At 72.7% G+C, this 16,031-nt stretch carries 11 protein-coding genes and 1 pseudogene; 10 read left to right on the top strand and 2 right to left on the bottom strand.

Annotated elements, in window-relative coordinates:
- Nucleotides 1–111 precede the first annotated feature (111 nt).
- The 5 genes and pseudogenes from AC3CF1_RS13885 to AC3CF1_RS13865 all read left to right on the top strand — a co-directional run bounded on the left by AC3CF1_RS13885 (nt 112) and on the right by AC3CF1_RS13865 (nt 9,361).
- Complete coding sequence (locus AC3CF1_RS13885; RefSeq protein ID WP_488450611.1) at nt 112–930, top strand: polysaccharide deacetylase family protein; 819 nt, start codon at nt 112–114, stop codon at nt 928–930.
- Between the two features lie 11 nt (nt 931–941).
- Nucleotides 942–2,174, top strand: coding sequence for an MFS transporter (locus AC3CF1_RS13880; protein WP_355162858.1), 1,233 nt, complete (start codon nt 942–944; stop codon nt 2,172–2,174).
- Nucleotides 2,175–2,298: 124 nt separating this feature from the next.
- Nucleotides 2,299–3,242, top strand: a pseudogene (gene thrB / locus AC3CF1_RS13875) (homoserine kinase).
- Nucleotides 3,243–3,537: 295 nt separating this feature from the next.
- On the top strand, nt 3,538–5,724 hold the full coding sequence (rho, locus tag AC3CF1_RS13870; protein ID WP_488450610.1) for a transcription termination factor Rho: 2,187 nt from the start codon (nt 3,538–3,540) through the stop codon (nt 5,722–5,724).
- Nucleotides 5,725–5,866: 142 nt separating this feature from the next.
- Nucleotides 5,867–9,361, top strand: a complete 3,495-nt coding sequence (locus AC3CF1_RS13865) for a phosphodiester glycosidase family protein (protein WP_488450609.1) — start codon at nt 5,867–5,869, stop codon at nt 9,359–9,361.
- A gap of 43 nt (nt 9,362–9,404) precedes the next feature.
- On the opposite strand, the gene AC3CF1_RS13860 is transcribed toward AC3CF1_RS13865, so the two are convergent.
- The gene (locus tag AC3CF1_RS13860) at nt 9,405–10,301 is read right to left on the bottom strand and encodes a phosphatase domain-containing protein (RefSeq protein WP_488450608.1); all 897 of its coding nucleotides are present in this window, start codon (nt 10,299–10,301) and stop codon (nt 9,405–9,407) included.
- A gap of 276 nt (nt 10,302–10,577) precedes the next feature.
- On the opposite strand from AC3CF1_RS13860, the gene rpmE reads away from it, so the two are divergent.
- Both rpmE and prfA read left to right on the top strand, forming a co-directional pair.
- Nucleotides 10,578–10,802 (top strand): 50S ribosomal protein L31, encoded by a 225-nt coding sequence (gene rpmE, locus AC3CF1_RS13855; RefSeq protein WP_030333150.1) that lies wholly within the window; start codon nt 10,578–10,580, stop codon nt 10,800–10,802.
- A gap of 127 nt (nt 10,803–10,929) precedes the next feature.
- A complete protein-coding gene (prfA, locus tag AC3CF1_RS13850; RefSeq protein WP_355160507.1) occupies nt 10,930–12,018 on the top strand; it encodes a peptide chain release factor 1 in 1,089 nt (362 codons plus the stop codon).
- Nucleotides 12,019–12,134: 116 nt separating this feature from the next.
- On the opposite strand, the gene AC3CF1_RS13845 is transcribed toward prfA, so the two are convergent.
- A complete protein-coding gene (locus AC3CF1_RS13845) occupies nt 12,135–13,682 on the bottom strand; it encodes a GGDEF domain-containing protein (RefSeq protein ID WP_088949925.1) in 1,548 nt (515 codons plus the stop codon).
- A 71-nt stretch (nt 13,683–13,753) separates the two neighbouring features.
- Here AC3CF1_RS13845 and prmC point away from each other — a divergent pair, with 71 nt between their 5' ends.
- Genes prmC through AC3CF1_RS13830 form a run of 3 tightly spaced genes read left to right on the top strand, consistent with a single transcriptional unit; the run spans nt 13,754 to nt 15,960 of the window.
- Nucleotides 13,754–14,701, top strand: a complete 948-nt coding sequence (prmC, locus tag AC3CF1_RS13840; protein WP_488450607.1) for a peptide chain release factor N(5)-glutamine methyltransferase — start codon at nt 13,754–13,756, stop codon at nt 14,699–14,701.
- The gene (locus tag AC3CF1_RS13835) at nt 14,701–15,348 is read left to right on the top strand and encodes an L-threonylcarbamoyladenylate synthase (RefSeq protein WP_088949923.1); all 648 of its coding nucleotides are present in this window, start codon (nt 14,701–14,703) and stop codon (nt 15,346–15,348) included. Before prmC ends, AC3CF1_RS13835 begins: the two co-directional genes overlap by 1 nt.
- The gene (locus AC3CF1_RS13830; protein ID WP_354982333.1) at nt 15,349–15,960 is read left to right on the top strand and encodes an arsenate reductase/protein-tyrosine-phosphatase family protein; all 612 of its coding nucleotides are present in this window, start codon (nt 15,349–15,351) and stop codon (nt 15,958–15,960) included.
- The last annotated feature ends 71 nt before the right edge of the window (nt 15,961–16,031 follow it).

The following is a 16,031-nucleotide window of genomic DNA, read 5'->3' as shown; positions in this document are numbered from 1 at the left end:
GTTTCCACGTTGATCGGTCGAGACACTCCGATCCGCCGCGCTCGGCACTGCGCGTCACGTCTTGCATACTCCAGGTGAGCGGCTGGGGGTGTGGTGACGCAGGACGGGCGGATGGCCGAGGGTGCGCGCGGGTGGGCGCGGCGCGATCTCCTGCGCCGCGGCGTCCTGATCGTCGGCGGTGTGGCCATCGGTGCGGCGACGTCCGAGCTGTGGTGGGGCACCCATCGCCGGACGCAGCTCGCCGGCGGCCCCGCCGGCGCCACCTTTGGCAACGGGAACCAGGGCGTCGGCGGCGGGGCGTTGGAGGTCGTCTGGTCGGTGCCGACCGGGCAGCGACTGGTGGCCCTCACCTTCGACGACGGCCCCGCGCCACAGTGGACTCCGATGGTGCTCGAGGCCCTGGCCGAGCATCGGGTCCCGGCCACCTTCTTCCTGGTCGGGACGCAGGTCCGGCGGCACGCCGACGTCATCCGTGACCGGCTCTCCGGGCACGAGGTGGGCAACCACAGCTGGGCACACCGGGACCTTGCCGAACTGGACGCCACCGAGGCGTACGACGATCTTCGTCGCAGCCACGACGCGATCGCCGACGTGACGGGGGTGCCGCCCCGGCTGCTTCGCCCGCCGTACGGCCACCTGGGCGGGGCGGTGCTGTACGCGGCGGCCCGGCTGGACTACCGACTCGTGCTCTGGTCGTTGCAGATGGTGGAGCGTGAGTTTCCCGGCGACCCGGCCGGCCACGCCCGACGGATCGTGGCCAACGTCCGACCGGGAACGATCGTGCTCGGCCACGACGTGGGAGCGCGTCGGCGGCTGGTCGCGTTGCGCGGACTGACCGACATGATCAACGGACTTCGGTCGCGCGGCTACACATTCGTCACCGTCTCCGCGCTGCTGGCAGCAGGTGTAGCCCCCGTACCGAACAGGTAGGGTCGCGCTCCGTGGCGTCCACCCTCTCGGTTCTGACCGGCAATCGGAGCTTCCGCAACCTCTTCCTCGCCGAGTTGGTGGTCTTCGGCGCTGACTGGTTCGTCATGGTGCCCCTGCTGGTGTTGCTGCCCCACCTGACCGGCAGCGGAGTCTGGGGCGCACTGGTGTTGGCCGTGGACACCGGCATCGTGGCGCTGCTGCTGCCGTACACGGGCACGATCGCCGACCGGTTCGACCGGCGCAAGATCATGATCGCCGCGAACGTGGCCGCGCTCGCGGGCGTGTTGCTGCTGCTCGGGGTCCGGGGCGCGGGTACGGCGTGGTTGGCGCTGGTCGCGATCGGCGTGGTGGCGGTCGCCAAGGCGTTCTACTCACCGGCCGCCCAGGCTGCGCTGCCCAACGTGCTGGAGCCTCACGAGCTGGCCGCCGGCAACGCCGTGGCCGGCTCCGCCTGGGGCACCATGACCGTGGTCGGCGCCTCGCTCGGCGGCGTCCTCAGCACCGTCGCCGGCCCGTACGTCTGCTTCTGGGTGGCGGCGGTGGGCCTGGCGCTGGCCGCGGGCCTGGCGACCCGGATCCGCCGGCCCCTGCAGGCGCCCCGGGACACCACCCGACCGGCCCAGCGGACCTGGGCGGCGGTCCGTGAGGCGCTCGGCTACATCGGGCACCGACCCCGGGTGCTCGCGCTGGTCACTGTCAAGTCGGCGGTTGGCCTGGGCAACGGCGTGCTGACCGTGTTCCCCTTGCTGGCCGGCGTGTACGGCGTCGGCCCGCTCGGTGCCGGCCTGCTCTTCGCGGTGCGGGGCGCCGGGGCGTTGGTGGGGCCGATCCTGATGCGTCGGGTGCTGACCAACCGAGCCTGGCTGCTGCCCGCGCTCGCGCTGTCCATGTCGCTCTACGGCCTGTCCTACCTGGGCGCATCGGTGGTCCGTTGGTTTCCGCTGGTGCTGCTGCTGGTCTTCCTGGCGCACTTCGCGGGCGGTAGCAACTGGGTGATATCGAACTTCGCCCTCCAGGGTGAGGTCCCGGACCACCTGCGGGGGCGCGTCTTCGCCACCGACATGATGCTCGCCACGCTGGCCATCTCGGTGAGCCAACTGGCGGTGGCCATGGTGGTGGACGTGGTGGACGAACGGGTCGTGCTCGCCGGCTGCGGGCTGATCACCCTCGTGTACGCGGTGGGCTGGCGGATCGCCACCCGTCGGCTCTCGCTCACCGAGGTGACCCCCGAGCCGGTCGGCTGAACCGGGCGGTCCCAGGCTGCGGTCGGGGGTCCAGATACAACACCGGTATCCGGACGAAACCGCGCCTTGCCGGCTCGCCGCCCGGACTCGACCGCCCTTGTGAAACAGGCCCTACCATGAGCGCGTGCCGACGAACTTCACCGCCGGGCCGGTTCGCGTCCGGGTCCCCGCCACCAGCGCCAACCTGGGCCCTGGCTTCGACGCGTTGGGTCTCGCCCTGGGGCTCCACGACGACCTGGCCGCCGAGGTCACGTCGGCCGGTGTCCGCGTGACGGTGACCGGGCAGGGTGCCGGTGAGCTGCCCGACGATGACCGGCACCTCGTGGTGCGGGCCATGCGCGCCGCCTTCGACGTGCTCGGCGCCCACCCCGGGGGTTGAGCGTGGAGTGTGTCAACCGGATCCCCCAGGCGCGGGGGCTCGGGTCCTCGTCCGCCGCGATCGTCGCCGGGGTGTTGCTGGCCCGCGCCCTGGTCACCGACGGGGAGCACCGGCTGGACGAGGCGGGCGTGCTCCGTTTGGCCGCCGAGATCGAGGGCCATCCCGACAACGTCGCGCCCTGCCTGCTCGGCGGCTTCACGGTGGCCTGGTCCGAGCCGACCGGTTCCCGGGCGGTGTCCCTGCCGGTCGCCGACGGGGTGCGGCCCATCGTTTTCGTGCCGGCCGAACGCGGATTGACCGCCGCCGCCCGGGCCGCGTTGCCGGCCACCGTGCCGCACGGCGACGCTGCGTTGACCGCCGGGCGGGCTGCTCTGCTGGTGCACGCGCTCACCGCCGACCCGAGCCTGCTGCTTCCGGCCACGGTCGACCGGCTCCACCAGGATTACCGTTCAGCCGGGATGCCAGCGACATCTTCCCTGGTCAACGCGTTGCGAGCGGCCGGTGTGGCGGCTGTGGTCAGTGGGGCGGGGCCGACTGTGCTGGCGCTCAGCGAGCCTCCGGCGAGCTTCCCAGCGGGAACAGACTGGCAGATCTGGCAGTTACCGATAGACGTCAGCGGCGCACGGGTTGCCCGGGGTAGACTTGGACACGCCGAGCGGGACCCTGTTGCCGCAGGTCGGAAGAGTTGATTACGCTCTAGACCTAGCACAGCCGCGAAGCACGCGATCTCCTGCGGGGCGGCGCACCCCCGAAGCTCTCGGCGGTCAGCCCGTCTACCCCTGCCAAGGCCCACGCCGCACCGCAGTTTCCACAGGTCGCCGCAGACGGCGAGACCTGCTCACCGACGTTGGTGAGTCGGGATACCGACCGGCTGCTGTGTCACAGACTCCCGCGACGCGTCCTTGCGAGGCGGGTGCACCGAGGCCGCCCGGCCACCTGAGTTTCGACTCCGGGCAGCCACGGCCTTACGAGGGAAGGAATCCATTGAGCGACACCACCGACGTGACGTCGGATGTTTCCAACGTCGCTGGCGATGCCACCGCAGCTGCTCCCGCCCGTCGTCGGCGTAGCGGCACCGGTCTGTCGGCGATGCTGCTGCCAGAGCTGCAGAGCCTGGCTGCGTCGCTCGGCATCTCCGGCACGGCTCGCATGCGCAAGGGCGAGCTGATCGCCGCGATTTCCGAGCGGCAGGGCGGCAACGCCGCCGGGACCCCTCGACCACGGGCCGAGGTCGCGGCCGCGGCCGCTCCGACCCGTGAGGGGGTGCGCGCCGAGGTGCGGGAAACCGCCGACCGGCCGGCAGCAGAGGGGCGCAGCGCCGATCAGGCGCCCGCCGAGCCGGCCGCCGAGACCGAAGGTCGCACTCGCACCCGGCGGAGCCGGACCGCAGCAGCGGAGACCCGTCCGACCGAGGCGCGTCCCGCTGAGGCGCGTCCGACCGAGGCCCGCGCCGAGGAGGCGCGTACCGAAGAGGCTGGCGCCGGCGAGCGGACCGACCGCGGCGAGAATCGCCGGGACCGGGCCGAGCGTCCGGAGCGCGCCGAGCGCGCCGAGCGCTCCGACCGGGGCGAGCGTTCCGACCGGGGCGACCGTTCTGAGCGGGGCGACCGTGCCGAGCGGAGCGACCGTGCTGAGCGGGGCGACCGTTCTGAGCGGGGCGAGCGTGCCGAGCGGGGCGAGCGTGCTGACCGGGGCGAGCGTGCCGAGCGGGGCGAGCGCAACGACCGGGGCGACCGTGCCGAGCGGGGCGAGCGCAACGACCGCGCGGAGCGTTCCGACCGGGGCGAGCGTGCCGAGCGCAACGACCGTCCGGAGCGGGCCGACCGCAACGACCGCGGTGACCGCAACGACCGTGGTCAGCGTGTCGAGCGTGTCGAGCGTGTCGAGCGGGACAGCGACGACGACGACGGCGAGGGTGGCGGCCGGCGCGGCCGGCGCAGCCGTTTCCGGGACCGTCGTCGCGGGCGGGGCGAGCGCACCGAGACCGGTGCCGACACCGGTGGGCGTGAGCCGCAGGTCAGCGAGGACGACGTTCTCGTCCCCGTGGCCGGCATCATCGACGTGCTCGACAACTACGCGTTCGTGCGGACCACCGGCTACCTGGCCGGCCCGAACGACGTCTACGTCTCGATGTCCCAGATCAAGAAGTACGGCCTGCGCCGCGGTGACGCGATCACCGGTGCGGTGCGGGCGGCCCGCGAGGGCGGCAACAGCGGTGACCAGCGGCGCGACAAGTACAACCCGCTGATGCGGCTGGACACGATCAACGGGATGGAGCCGGAGGAGGCCCGGCGTCGACCGGAGTTCTACAAGCTCACTCCGCTCTACCCGCAGGAGCGCCTGCGCCTGGAGACCGAGCCGCACATCCTCACCACCCGGGTCATCGACCTGGTCATGCCGATCGGCAAGGGCCAGCGGGCACTCATCCAGTCACCGCCGAAGGCGGGTAAGACGATGGTGCTGCAGGCGATCGCGAACGCGATCACGCACAACAACCCTGAGTGCCACCTGATGGTGGTGCTGGTGGACGAGCGGCCCGAAGAGGTCACCGACATGCAGCGGTCGATCAAGGGCGAGGTCGTCGCGGCCACGTTCGACCGTCCGCCGCAGGACCACACCACGGTGGCCGAGCTGGCCATCGAGCGGGCCAAGCGCCTGGTTGAGCTGGGGCACGACGTGGTCGTGCTGCTCGACTCGGTGACCCGGCTCGGTCGGTCGTACAACCTGGCTGCTCCGGCCAGTGGCCGGATCATGTCGGGTGGTATCGACTCCACCGCTCTCTACCCGCCGAAGCGCTTCCTCGGCGCGGCTCGCAACATCGAGAACGGTGGCTCGCTGACCATCATCGCCACGGCGCTGGTGGAGACCGGATCCATGGCGGACACGGTCATCTTCGAGGAGTTCAAGGGCACCGGCAACGCGGAGCTGAAGCTGGACCGGAAGATCGCCGACAAGCGCACCTTCCCGGCCATCGACGTCAACCCGTCCGGTACCCGTAAGGAAGAGGTCCTGCTCGCGCCGGAGGAGTTGGCCATCCTCCACAAGCTGCGCAAGGTCCTGCACTCGCTGGACTCGCAGGCGGCGATGGACCTGCTGCTCGACAAGCTCAAGAAGACACGTACCAACATCGAGTTCCTGATGCAGATCGCGAAGTCGACGCCGGGGGAGTAACCATCCCCGGGTGAGACGAAGGGGCACGGCCACACCGGTCGTGCCCCTTCGTCATGTCTCCGGGCGGCACCTGATGGAATTTTCCTTCGGTTCAGTCGATAGGTATTGAAACTTCTATTCATTGCCGGGTTGACTGTCGTCCATGCGTACCCGCAGACGAACCGCCCGCCGCACCGGCGTCCTGCTGCTGACGCCGCTGCTCGCCCTGGCCCTGTCGCCACCGGCGACTGCCGCACCCACCGTCGCCCCGTCCACCGTCGCCCCACCGTCCCTGGCCTCACCCACGATCGCTGAGGACGCGCCGCCCGCGTCCTCCCGGGCGGCCGGCTCGGTCAGCCTGGCCGCCGCCCCGACAGCCGCGACCGCCCCGACCGCCGTCGCTGGTGGTCTGGAGCCGGCCGGCGGGCTGGAGACCACGAAGGCCACCCGGCCGGTCGCCCCGGGCGTGCAGCTGACGTCCTTCGACAGGTACGACGCCGAGGGCTGGCTGCGCGCCGACGCGCTCACCACCGATCTGGCCGGCGGCTCCACGGTCGACTACGTCAACTCCGGCGCGGTCAGCCGGGCCGAGCCGCTGCGAAAGGCGGTGGACCAGTCGCGCGCGGTCGCCGCGGTCAACGGCGACTTCTTCGACATCAACAACTCGGGTGCCGCCCAGGGCGTGGGCGTCCGGGACGGGGAGCTGATCCAGTCCGGGGTCAGCGGTCACCGCAACGCGGTGGCGGTCACCACGAACGGCCTCGGCCGGGTGATCGAGGTGAACTTCGACGGCAGCGCCACCCTGCCCACCGGGCCGGTCCCGCTGACCCAGTTCAACAACATGGTCCAGGCCGACGGCATCGGCGCGTTCACCGAGCTGTGGGGGACGTACACCCGGCAGCGTGCCGTGGAGGGCGCGGCCCGGGTGGTCGAGGTCACAGTGACCAACGGTCGGGTGGCCGCGGTGGGAAGCGTGGCCGGCAGCGGCCCGATCGCCGCAGGCAGCACCGTGCTGCTCGGCCGCGACCTCGGCGCGGACGCGCTGGCCGGCCTGCGCCCCGGTGACCCGGTGACGGTGGCCTGGCGGCCGAAGCCCTCCGACGGCAGCACCCTGCGCGCGGCGGTCGGTGGCGGCAACGTCCTGGTCCGCGACGGCGTCGTGCAGAGCATCGCCGATCCGACCCTCGCCCCCCGCACCGCTGTCGGGTTCAGCGCCGACGGTCGAAAGATGATCATGCTGACGGTGGACGGTCGTCAGGTCGACAGCCGCGGTGTGACCCAGACCGAGATGGGCCGGATGATGGCCGAGCTGGGCGCCCACCACGCGCTCAACCTGGATGGCGGCGGATCGTCCACGCTGCTGGCCCGGGAGCCGGGCGCGCCCGCCGTGCAGGTGGAGAACGGCCCCTCCGACGGCAGCGAGCGGGCCGTGCCCAACGGCCTGGCCATCTACGCGCCGAAGGGCAGCGGGCGACTCACCGGCTACTGGGTCGAGACGGCCAGCGACCCCACCGCCGCCCCGGGTGTCTCACCGGTGCGAGGTGGACGGCCCGACCGGGTCTTCCCGGGGCTGACCCGCACCCTCACCGCATCCGGCTACGACGAGACGTACGGCCCGGCGGCCGGCGCTCCCACCTGGCGGGCGACCCCGGCGGTACGCGGCCGGGTCGACCGTGAGGGCGTGTTCCACGCCGGCGCGCCGGGGGCCAGCACGGTCACCGCCGCACGGGGGCGGGTCACCGGCTCCCTGAACCTCACAGTGCTCGGCCCGCTGGCCCGGATCGGCACCACCACGCCACGGGTCGGGCTGACCGGGCGGGACGGCAACGCCCTGGTCGGCGTGGTCGGGTACGACGCCGAAGGCAACACCGCCCCGATCGAGCCGGCCGACCTCACCCTCGACTACGACCGGGACCTGCTGCGTATCACCCCCACCGGGGACGGCAACCTGTCCGTCGCCGCGTTGGGGGACACTGGCTCCGGCCTGGTGACCGTTCGCGTCGGCCGCACGAGCGTGGTCCTGCCGGTCACCGTCGGCCTGACCGACGTGCCGGTCGCCGGGTTCGACGACGCCGCTTCCTGGCGGTTCAGTCAGGCCCGCGCCAGCGGGTCGGTCGCGCCCGCGCCGGGGCACACCGGCACCGGCCTGCGCATGTCGTACGACTTCGGCCAGTCCACCGGCACGCGGGCCGCGTACGCCGACCCGCCCGCCTGGATCGAGGTGCCCGGTCAGCCGCAGGCCTTCGGGATGTGGATCCACGGCAACGGCACCGGGGAGTGGCCCAGCCTGCACCTGCACGACGCCCAGGACACCCAGCACGTGCTGCGTGGCCCACTGATCACCTGGACCGGCTGGCGGTACGTGGAGTTCGCGGTGCCGGCCGGGGTGCAGTACCCGGTGCGGGTACGCCGCTTCTACGTGGCCGAGACGAACGCCGCCGCGCAGTACACCAGCGAGGTGATCATCGACGACCTGGTGGCGAAGGTGCCCCCGACTGTCGACGTGCCGGAGGTGGCCCCGCGTACCGATCGGGTGGTGGTCCGCGACGGCACTGTGGACGGCGCGCCGTGGCGGTTCGCGGTGCTCTCCGACGCCCAGTTCGTCGCCGCCGACCCGGACAGCGACCTGGTCGCCCAGGCCCGGCGGACGTTGCGCGAGGTGCGGGCTGCCCGGCCGGACTTCCTCCTGATCAACGGCGACTTCGTGGACACCGCCTACCCGGCCGACTTCGCGCTGGCCCGGCGGATCCTCGACGAGGAGTTGGGCGACGCGCTGCCCTGGTACTACGTGCCCGGCAACCACGAAATCATGGGCGCCCCGATCAGCAACTTCGCTGCCGCGTTCGGTGCCACCTCCCGGGTGTTCGACCACAACGGCACCCGGTTCGTCACGCTGAACTCGTCCACGGGGACGCTGCGCGGCGGCGGCTTCGACCAGGTACGGATGCTCCGCGAGACGCTGGACGCGGCGGCCACCGACCGACGTGTGGGTTCGGTCGTCGTCCTGCACCACCACCCGCCCCGCGACCCCAGCCCGGCGCAGGCCAGCCAGCTCGGCGACCGCAAGGAGGCGGCGCTGCTGGAGCAGTGGCTGGCCGACTTCCAGCACCGCACCGGCAAGGGAGCGCTGTTCGTGGGCGGGCACGTCGGCACCTTCCACGCCGACCGGGTCGACGGTGTGCCGTACGTGATCAACGGCAATGCGGGCAAGACGCCGTCCACCCCTGCCGACCAGGGAGGCTTCACCGGCTGGACGGAGTTCGGCGTGGACCCGGTGACCTCGACCGAGGCGGACCGGGCCCGCCGTGACCCGCTCGCCGAGGGCCCGCGCTGGGTGGACGCGGAGTTCCACGCGCACGTCGACCGGCTCACGGTGGCCGCCCCGGCCAGCGTCGTGGTCGGCACCCCCGCGGCGGTCACCGCCACGCTGGCCCAGCCCGGCGGGCGTACGGTCCCGGTGGCCGCACCGGTCAGCGCCGACTGGTCGGCCTCACCGGGAGTGCACATCGGCTCGGCGGCCGGGGTGCGCCCATGGCACACAGCCCGATTCGACCCGGCCACCGGCACCCTGACGGCACTGCGGCCCGCCGCGCCGGTACGCCTGACGGTCGAGGTCAACGGCGCCCGTGCCGAGGCCACCATCACCGTCACCAGGTGAACTGTCCGGACGGGCCCCCACGCGCGGGGCCCGTCCGGACACCTCAGAAGTCGCCGTCGGCCACCTGGAAGACCGTCAGGCCGAGGGCCCGCCACATCTGGACCACCTGGACACGGTCGTCGAAGACGCCGGCCACCCGGTAACGGTCCTTGATCTCCCGGTCGTAGATCTCCCGCTTCACGATCGAGTCCTTCTGGGAGTCGCCGACGGCACGCAGGTGCAGGCCGAGGTAGGGGACCCGGACGTGCCGGGCCAGCCACGACTCGGTGGCCGCGCGGGCGGAGGCGTCCCTCCCGGAGCAGAAGACCACCCCGTACCCGGCCGCGTGCATCGCCCGGACCGCCGCGATCACCGCCGTGTTCGGCTCGTCCTCGCCCACCCGGGTCATGTCGTACGGGCTGCGGGACACGGCCAGCGCGACGGTGCCGTCGATGTCCACCAGCACGATCTCGGGTGGCTCGGTCGACGGCGGGTGCACGACGGCGGGGCGCCCGGTGCGGGCCTGCGGCACCGGCAGCGGCAGGGTCCGCCCCTCCAGGTACCGCTCGTGCAGCCGACGGATCGCCTCGGCACCGACCTGTTCGGCGACCGGGCGCGCGGCGTCGCGGCGCAGACACTCGGCCAGCGGCACGTCGGTGAAGTCGTGCACCTCGAAGTCCGCGCCGTGGCGGGCGGCCAGCTCAGCCCAGTCCCGCAACGTTCGTGAGCGCAGGTTGGTGTCGTCCACGCAGACGTCCGCGCGGGCCCTCAGCAACGCCTCGACCTGGGCACGCTGGACGACTGTCACCTGGGCCTCGGCCCACTGGGTGAACAGCCGCTCGCCGTGCAGCATCCGGCGCAGGTCGTCCCGGTTGACCCGGACCACGGAGGGTTGGAGCGTGCGGGCGAACGTCGTCTTGCCCGAGGCGGGCAGTCCCCGGGTGGCGATCAGGCGGGTCATCGACGTCGCACCTCCGGCTCGGCGTGCGTACCCCCTGCGGGGTACCTGGCGGCGGTCCGCCGGGTGGGCGAATGCCCCGTCGGGCGGTGGGAATGCGGACGGGGAGGCACGTGTTGACGATGCCGGACGAGGTGTGCGGCCCGATTACCGGGTCGGCTCAGGCCCATGGCACACTGGTCAATCGGCCACCGGTTCCGGTTCACGCCCGAGCCCGTCGCGTACGGCGCGACGAGCGATGACGGCGACCCGGCGACCACCAACGAGAGGACCGAGGCGATGAAGGCAAACATCCACCCGGAGTACGTGACCACCGAGGTCAGCTGCTCCTGTGGCAACACGTTCACGACCCGCAGCACCGCCAAGGGCGGGGCGATCCACGCCGAGACCTGCAGCGCCTGCCACCCGTTCTACACCGGTAAGCAGCGCGTTCTCGACACCGCCGGCCGGGTCGCGAAGTTCCAGCAGAAGTACGCCAAGGTTCAGGCCAAGAAGGCCAAGTAGTTCCACGTTCGGCGCCCGCGTCCGGTTTTTCGCCGGACGCGGGCGCCGTCCGCATTTCCCCCAGTTTCCGCCCGGCCGCCGGCCTTCCGGCTCTCCCGGCTCGCACCGTCGAAGGAGCATCCGCAGCATGAGCAGCGAGCGTCTGGCCGGCCTCCTCGACGAGTACGCGGAGCTGGAGAAGCGGCTGGCCGATCCGGCCATCCACGCCGACCAGGCGACCGCGCGCAGGGTCGGCCGCCGCTACGCCGAGCTGGTGCCGCTGCACAAGGCCGCCGACGAGCTGCAACAGGCCCGCGCCGACCTGGTGGCGGCCCGCGAGCTTGCCGCGGAGGACCCGTCCTTCGCGAGCGAGGCGGAGTCGCTCGCCGCGACCCTGCCCGTGCTGGAGGAACGCCTCGCCGAGCTGCTCATCCCGCGCGACCCGCACGACGCCAAGGACGTGATCGTCGAGATCAAGGCGGGCGAGGGTGGCGAGGAGTCGGCGCTGTTCGCCGGCGACCTGCTGCGGATGTACACCCGCTATGCCGAGCGCCACGGCTGGGTCACCGAGGTGATCGACGCGCAGGATTCCGACCTCGGCGGGGTCAAGGACGTCTCGCTCGCCATCAAGACCAAGGGTGTGCCGGAGGGCGGCAGCGGCGTCTGGTCCCGACTCAAGTGGGAGGGCGGCGTGCACCGCGTGCAGCGTGTCCCGGTCACCGAGTCGCAGGGCCGGATCCACACCTCCGCCGCCGGGGTGCTGGTGCTGCCGGAGGCCGAGGACGTCGACGTCACCATCGACGCGAACGACCTGCGCATCGACGTGTTCCGCTCGTCCGGCCCGGGCGGCCAGTCGGTCAACACCACCGACTCGGCGGTGCGGATCACCCACCTGCCGACCGGCATCGTCGTCTCCTGCCAGAACGAGAAGTCCCAGTTGCAGAACCGGGAGCAGGCAATGCGGATCATGCGGGCCCGGCTGCTGGCCGCCGCCCAGGAGCAGGCCGACGCCGCCGCCTCGGACGCCCGGAAGGCCCAGGTGCGCACGGTGGACCGCTCGGAGCGGATTCGCACCTACAACTACCCGCAGAACCGGATCACCGACCACCGGATCGGCTACACGGCGTACAACCTCGACCTGGCGCTCGCCGGCGAGCTGGACGGGGTGCTGGACGCCCTGACGGAGGCGGACCGCGCCGCCCGGCTGGCCGGCGACACCGAGCTGACCCGCCGCTGAGCAGCCCGGCCGCGCGCGACCCGTCGCCGTGATCACGGGACTGTGGTGGGTGGTTTGTCGCGTCGTGGGCCTTTGGTGAGGCACCACAACTCCTTGATCGACGCGAGCCCTGGCGGTCAGCTCGCGCGGGGACGGGACTTGGCGCGCAGCATCTCCCTGTCGGCCAGCTCGAAGGCGACGCTGAGCGCGTCACGCAGCCCACTGCCGCCGGAGACCTCCGCGAAGCCGATGCTCACCCCGACCGGCGTGCCCGGCACCAGCGACTCCCAGTCCTCGAGTCGGACGGCGGCCTCGATCCGGCGGGCCACCTCAGCGGCCTCGGTCATGCCGGTGTCCGGCAGCACCACGACGAACTCGTCACCGCCGTAGCGGGCCACGAAGTCGCCCCGGCGCATCACCCGGTTGATCACCCCGGCGATGCGTTGGAGCACCAGGTCGCCGGAGTGGTGGCCGTGCCGGGTGTTGACCGCCTTGAAGCCGTCCAGGTCGCAGACGCCGATCACCACCCGCTCGCCCCGGGTGACCACTGCCGTGATGTACCGCTCCAGCCGGCGTCGGTTGGGCAGCCCGGTGAGCGGGTCGGTCAACGCCTCGCCCTCGAACCGCGCCGCCTCGCGGCGCATCTCCTCGTGGTCGATGCGGGCGGCGATGCCGTCGATGTAGACGTCCCGCAGCCGGTCGTTGCGTTGGGCTGCGAGCCGGAACGCCAGGCGGTCGGCCCGGTGCGCCGCCGGGTGGTCTCCGGCGCGGGTCAGCGCGATGCTGCGCAGCCGGGCCGGCTCGGCCGCTCCGAGCGTCTCGGTGGACACGTGGACGGTGTCCAACCGGGTGACCGCCTCGATCGGCCGCCCGGCGGCCACGGCAAGGCACACCTGCCCGAGCTGGCGCATGTCGCGGGCGCGGGCGCTGTCCCCGCCGTGGCTGATCAACCGGGCCGGCTCGGCCTCCCCGGTGGTCGCCACCTGGTCGCCGAGCGCCGCCTGCCGAGCCGCCGCGTAGCCGTACGCGGCGAGGCTGCTCGGGCGGAGCTGGCCGGCCCGCCCGGTGCGGACGAAGCGGGCCAGGTCGGCGGCCACGTCCCGAAGCACCCGCAGACACCCGTCGCTGTCGCCGTTGTGGTCCAGTGCCACCGCGTTGCGCAGCCGGATGCCCGGCGCGGCGAACGTCTCCTCGGGGATGCCGGCGGTCAGCCCGAGCTGCCGGGCCCGCTCGATGGCGCCGAGGGCGTAGCCGTGGAAGCTGAGGTAGCTGTAGGCCATCGCCAGGTCGTGCCAACCCCAGGCGGTGTCCCGGTCCGGGTCCTCCACCGCGCCCAGGGCGCGGGCGGCTCGGACGAGGTGCATGACGCAGCGGTCCAGTGCGCCCTGGTGGTGGGCGGCGAGCGCGGCCAGCGCGTTGAGGTGCCCGTGCAGGTATGGCTCGGCGAGGTCGCGAACCGCCGCCGATGCCTCCTCGATGGCCCGGGTGAACTCCGCCGTCCGACCGAGATTGATCAGTGCGGAGAGGCGCTGCACCAGCGCGTCCGCACGTGCGGCCGGGTCGGCCGTGGTGCGGATCACACGCTCCAGCAGGACGTACGACTCCGCAGAACGGCTGGCCTCCTGCAGTGCACGGGCGTGCGTGAGGACATCAACCTGGTCATCGACCCGGTCGAGCCAGCCCACCCGCCAACCTCCTGCCGTGCGCCTGGGCGCACCTGTTCGTCGCGTCGCCCGCGACGCTTCATGATTATGTCGTGAGTACTCTGCCGCAACACCCCCCCGGAGGGACAGGCCCCATCCGTCCGTCCGTCGCAGTGGCCCGATCGGCCCGGGTGCTCGCCGCCGCCGGGGTCGGCTCGGCCCGGGTGGAGGCCGAGTTGCTGGCCGCATACGTGCTCGGGGTGCCCCGGGGTCGGCTGGCGCTCGCCGACGACCTCAGCGACGACCAGCTGACGCGGCTCGACGACCTGACGCGTCGTCGCGCCGGGCGGGAGCCGTTGCAGCATCTGACCGGTCGCGCCGGGTTCCGGCACCTTGAGTTGCTGGTCGGCCCGGGTGTCTTCGTGCCCCGGCCGGAGACCGAGTTGCTGGCCGGGTGGGGCGTCGAGCAGGCCCAGGGCCGGCCCGACCCGGTGGTGGTCGACCTGTGCAGCGGCTCGGGCGCCATCGCGCTGGCGGTCGCCCAGGAGCTGCCGGGGGCGCGGGTGATCGCGGTGGAGCGGTCCCCGGCGGCGTTGGCCTGGCTGCGGCGCAACGCGGCGGAGCGGGCCGCGGCGGGGGACCGGCCGATCGAGGTGGTCGAGGCCGACGTGACTGCGCCGGATCTGCTGGCGGACCTGGTGGGCAGGGTGGACGTGCTGCTCTGCAACCCGCCGTACGTGCCGGACGATGTGGTGGTCCCCCCGGAGGTGGCCGGGCACGACCCGGCGGAGGCGGTCTTCGGCGGCGCGGACGGTCTGGCGGTGATCCGGCCGGTCGTCACCCGGGCGGCGGCGTTGCTGCGCCCCGGTGGCGCGTTCGGGGTCGAGCACGACGACACGCACGGCGCGGCGGTGCCCGGGCTGCTCGCCGGGCACGGCGGGTTCACCGCTGTCACGGAGCATCGGGACCTCACCGGACGGCCCCGCTTCGCCACCGCGTCCCGACGGGCGGACGGCCAGCACGCCCCGATCGGGGCGGCGTGGCAGACTGACTCCTCGTGATGCTCTACGACTGCCGGTCGCCCGCCGATCGGGACCGCGGCATCGCTGCGGCGATCGAGGCGGTCAAGAACGGCGAGCTGGTCGTCCTTCCGACGGACACCGTGTACGGGATCGGCGCGGACGCGTTCACCCCGTACGCGGTCAAGGCGCTGCTCGATGCCAAGGGCCGGGGTCGGCAGATGCCGCCGCCGGTGCTGATCGGCTCGCGGCACACCCTGGACGGGTTGGTCTTCTCGCTGCCCACCGCCGCACGGGATCTCGTGGAGGCGTTCTGGCCGGGTGCCCTGACGATCGTCGTCGAGCACTCGCCGAGCCTCCAGTGGGATCTGGGCGACAAGACGGGCACGGTGGCGGTGCGGATGCCGCTGCACCCGGTGGCGCTGGAGGTGCTGCGCGAGACCGGCCCGATGGCGGTCTCGTCGGCCAACAAGACCGGCCAGCCCGCCGCGGTGACCGCCGAGGAGGCGCGTGACCAGCTCAGCTACTCCGTGCGGGCCTACCTGGAGGCCGGGCCCTGCCCGGACCCGGTGCCCAGCACGATCGTGGATCTGACCGGTGAGGTGCCGCAACTGCTGCGGGCGGGGGCGATCCCGTTGGAGAAGCTGCGCGATGTCGTACCGGACCTCATCGACGGTCGGGCGGTCTGAGTGCCCCCGTTCACGGTGCTGCACGTGTGCATGGGCAACATCTGCCGCTCGCCGATGGCGGAGCGGCTGCTCGCCCTGGCGGTGCAGGAGCGGTTGACGCGGCGTGCGGAGGACCCGGCCCGCGCCGAGGAGCTGGTGCACAGCCACAGCGCCGGGACGGGTGGTTGGCACGCGGGCGAGGAGATGAACCCGCCGGCGGCGCGGCAGGTGACCGGCCGGGGTGGGGACGTTGAGGGGTTCGCAGCCCGCAAGTTGCGCTCGGACCACATCGACGCCGCCGACCTGGTCCTGACCGCCACGGCGGACCAGCAGGAGTACGTGGTGGCGCTGCGGCCGGACGCTGCGGCCCGCACGTTCGTGCTGGGGGAGTTCGGCCGGCTGCTGGCCGCGGTGGACGCCACCGCGTTGCCGCCGGGTGACGCGACCCCGGAGGCCGTGTACGCCCGGGGTGTGGCTCTGGTGGCGGCGGCCCACGACGTCCGGTTGGGCGCCTCGGCGTTGCCGACCGATGATCTGGACGACCCGTGGGGTCGCGGTGACCAGTGCTTCAGCCGGGTCGCCGACGAGATCGAGGAGACGGTGCACCCGCTGGCCGGCGCACTGCTGCCCTGAGCCTCGGTGCGAGTTTCCTCCGGGTTTAGGGAAAACCAGGGGCGAAAGGGGCGTTTCGGGTCATCCTGAAC

The sequence above is a fragment of the Micromonospora sp. MGP-C2 genome (assembly GCF_057766525.1).
This window is presented reverse-complemented; position numbering and strand designations above follow the sequence as displayed.

Excerpts from the sequence above, each read along its gene's own strand:
- AC3CF1_RS13885 (WP_488450611.1), top strand. The coding sequence starts at position 112 with ATGGCCGAGGGTGCGCGCGGGTGGGCGCGGCGCGATCTCCTGCGCCGC.
- AC3CF1_RS13835 (WP_088949923.1), top strand. The coding sequence starts at position 14,701 with ATGCTCTACGACTGCCGGTCGCCCGCCGATCGGGACCGCGGCATCGCT.
- AC3CF1_RS13865 (WP_488450609.1), top strand. The coding sequence starts at position 5,867 with ATGCGTACCCGCAGACGAACCGCCCGCCGCACCGGCGTCCTGCTGCTG.
- prfA (WP_355160507.1), top strand. The coding sequence starts at position 10,930 with ATGAGCAGCGAGCGTCTGGCCGGCCTCCTCGACGAGTACGCGGAGCTG.
- AC3CF1_RS13860 (WP_488450608.1), bottom strand. The coding sequence starts at position 10,301 with ATGACCCGCCTGATCGCCACCCGGGGACTGCCCGCCTCGGGCAAGACG.
- rpmE (WP_030333150.1), top strand. The coding sequence starts at position 10,578 with ATGAAGGCAAACATCCACCCGGAGTACGTGACCACCGAGGTCAGCTGC.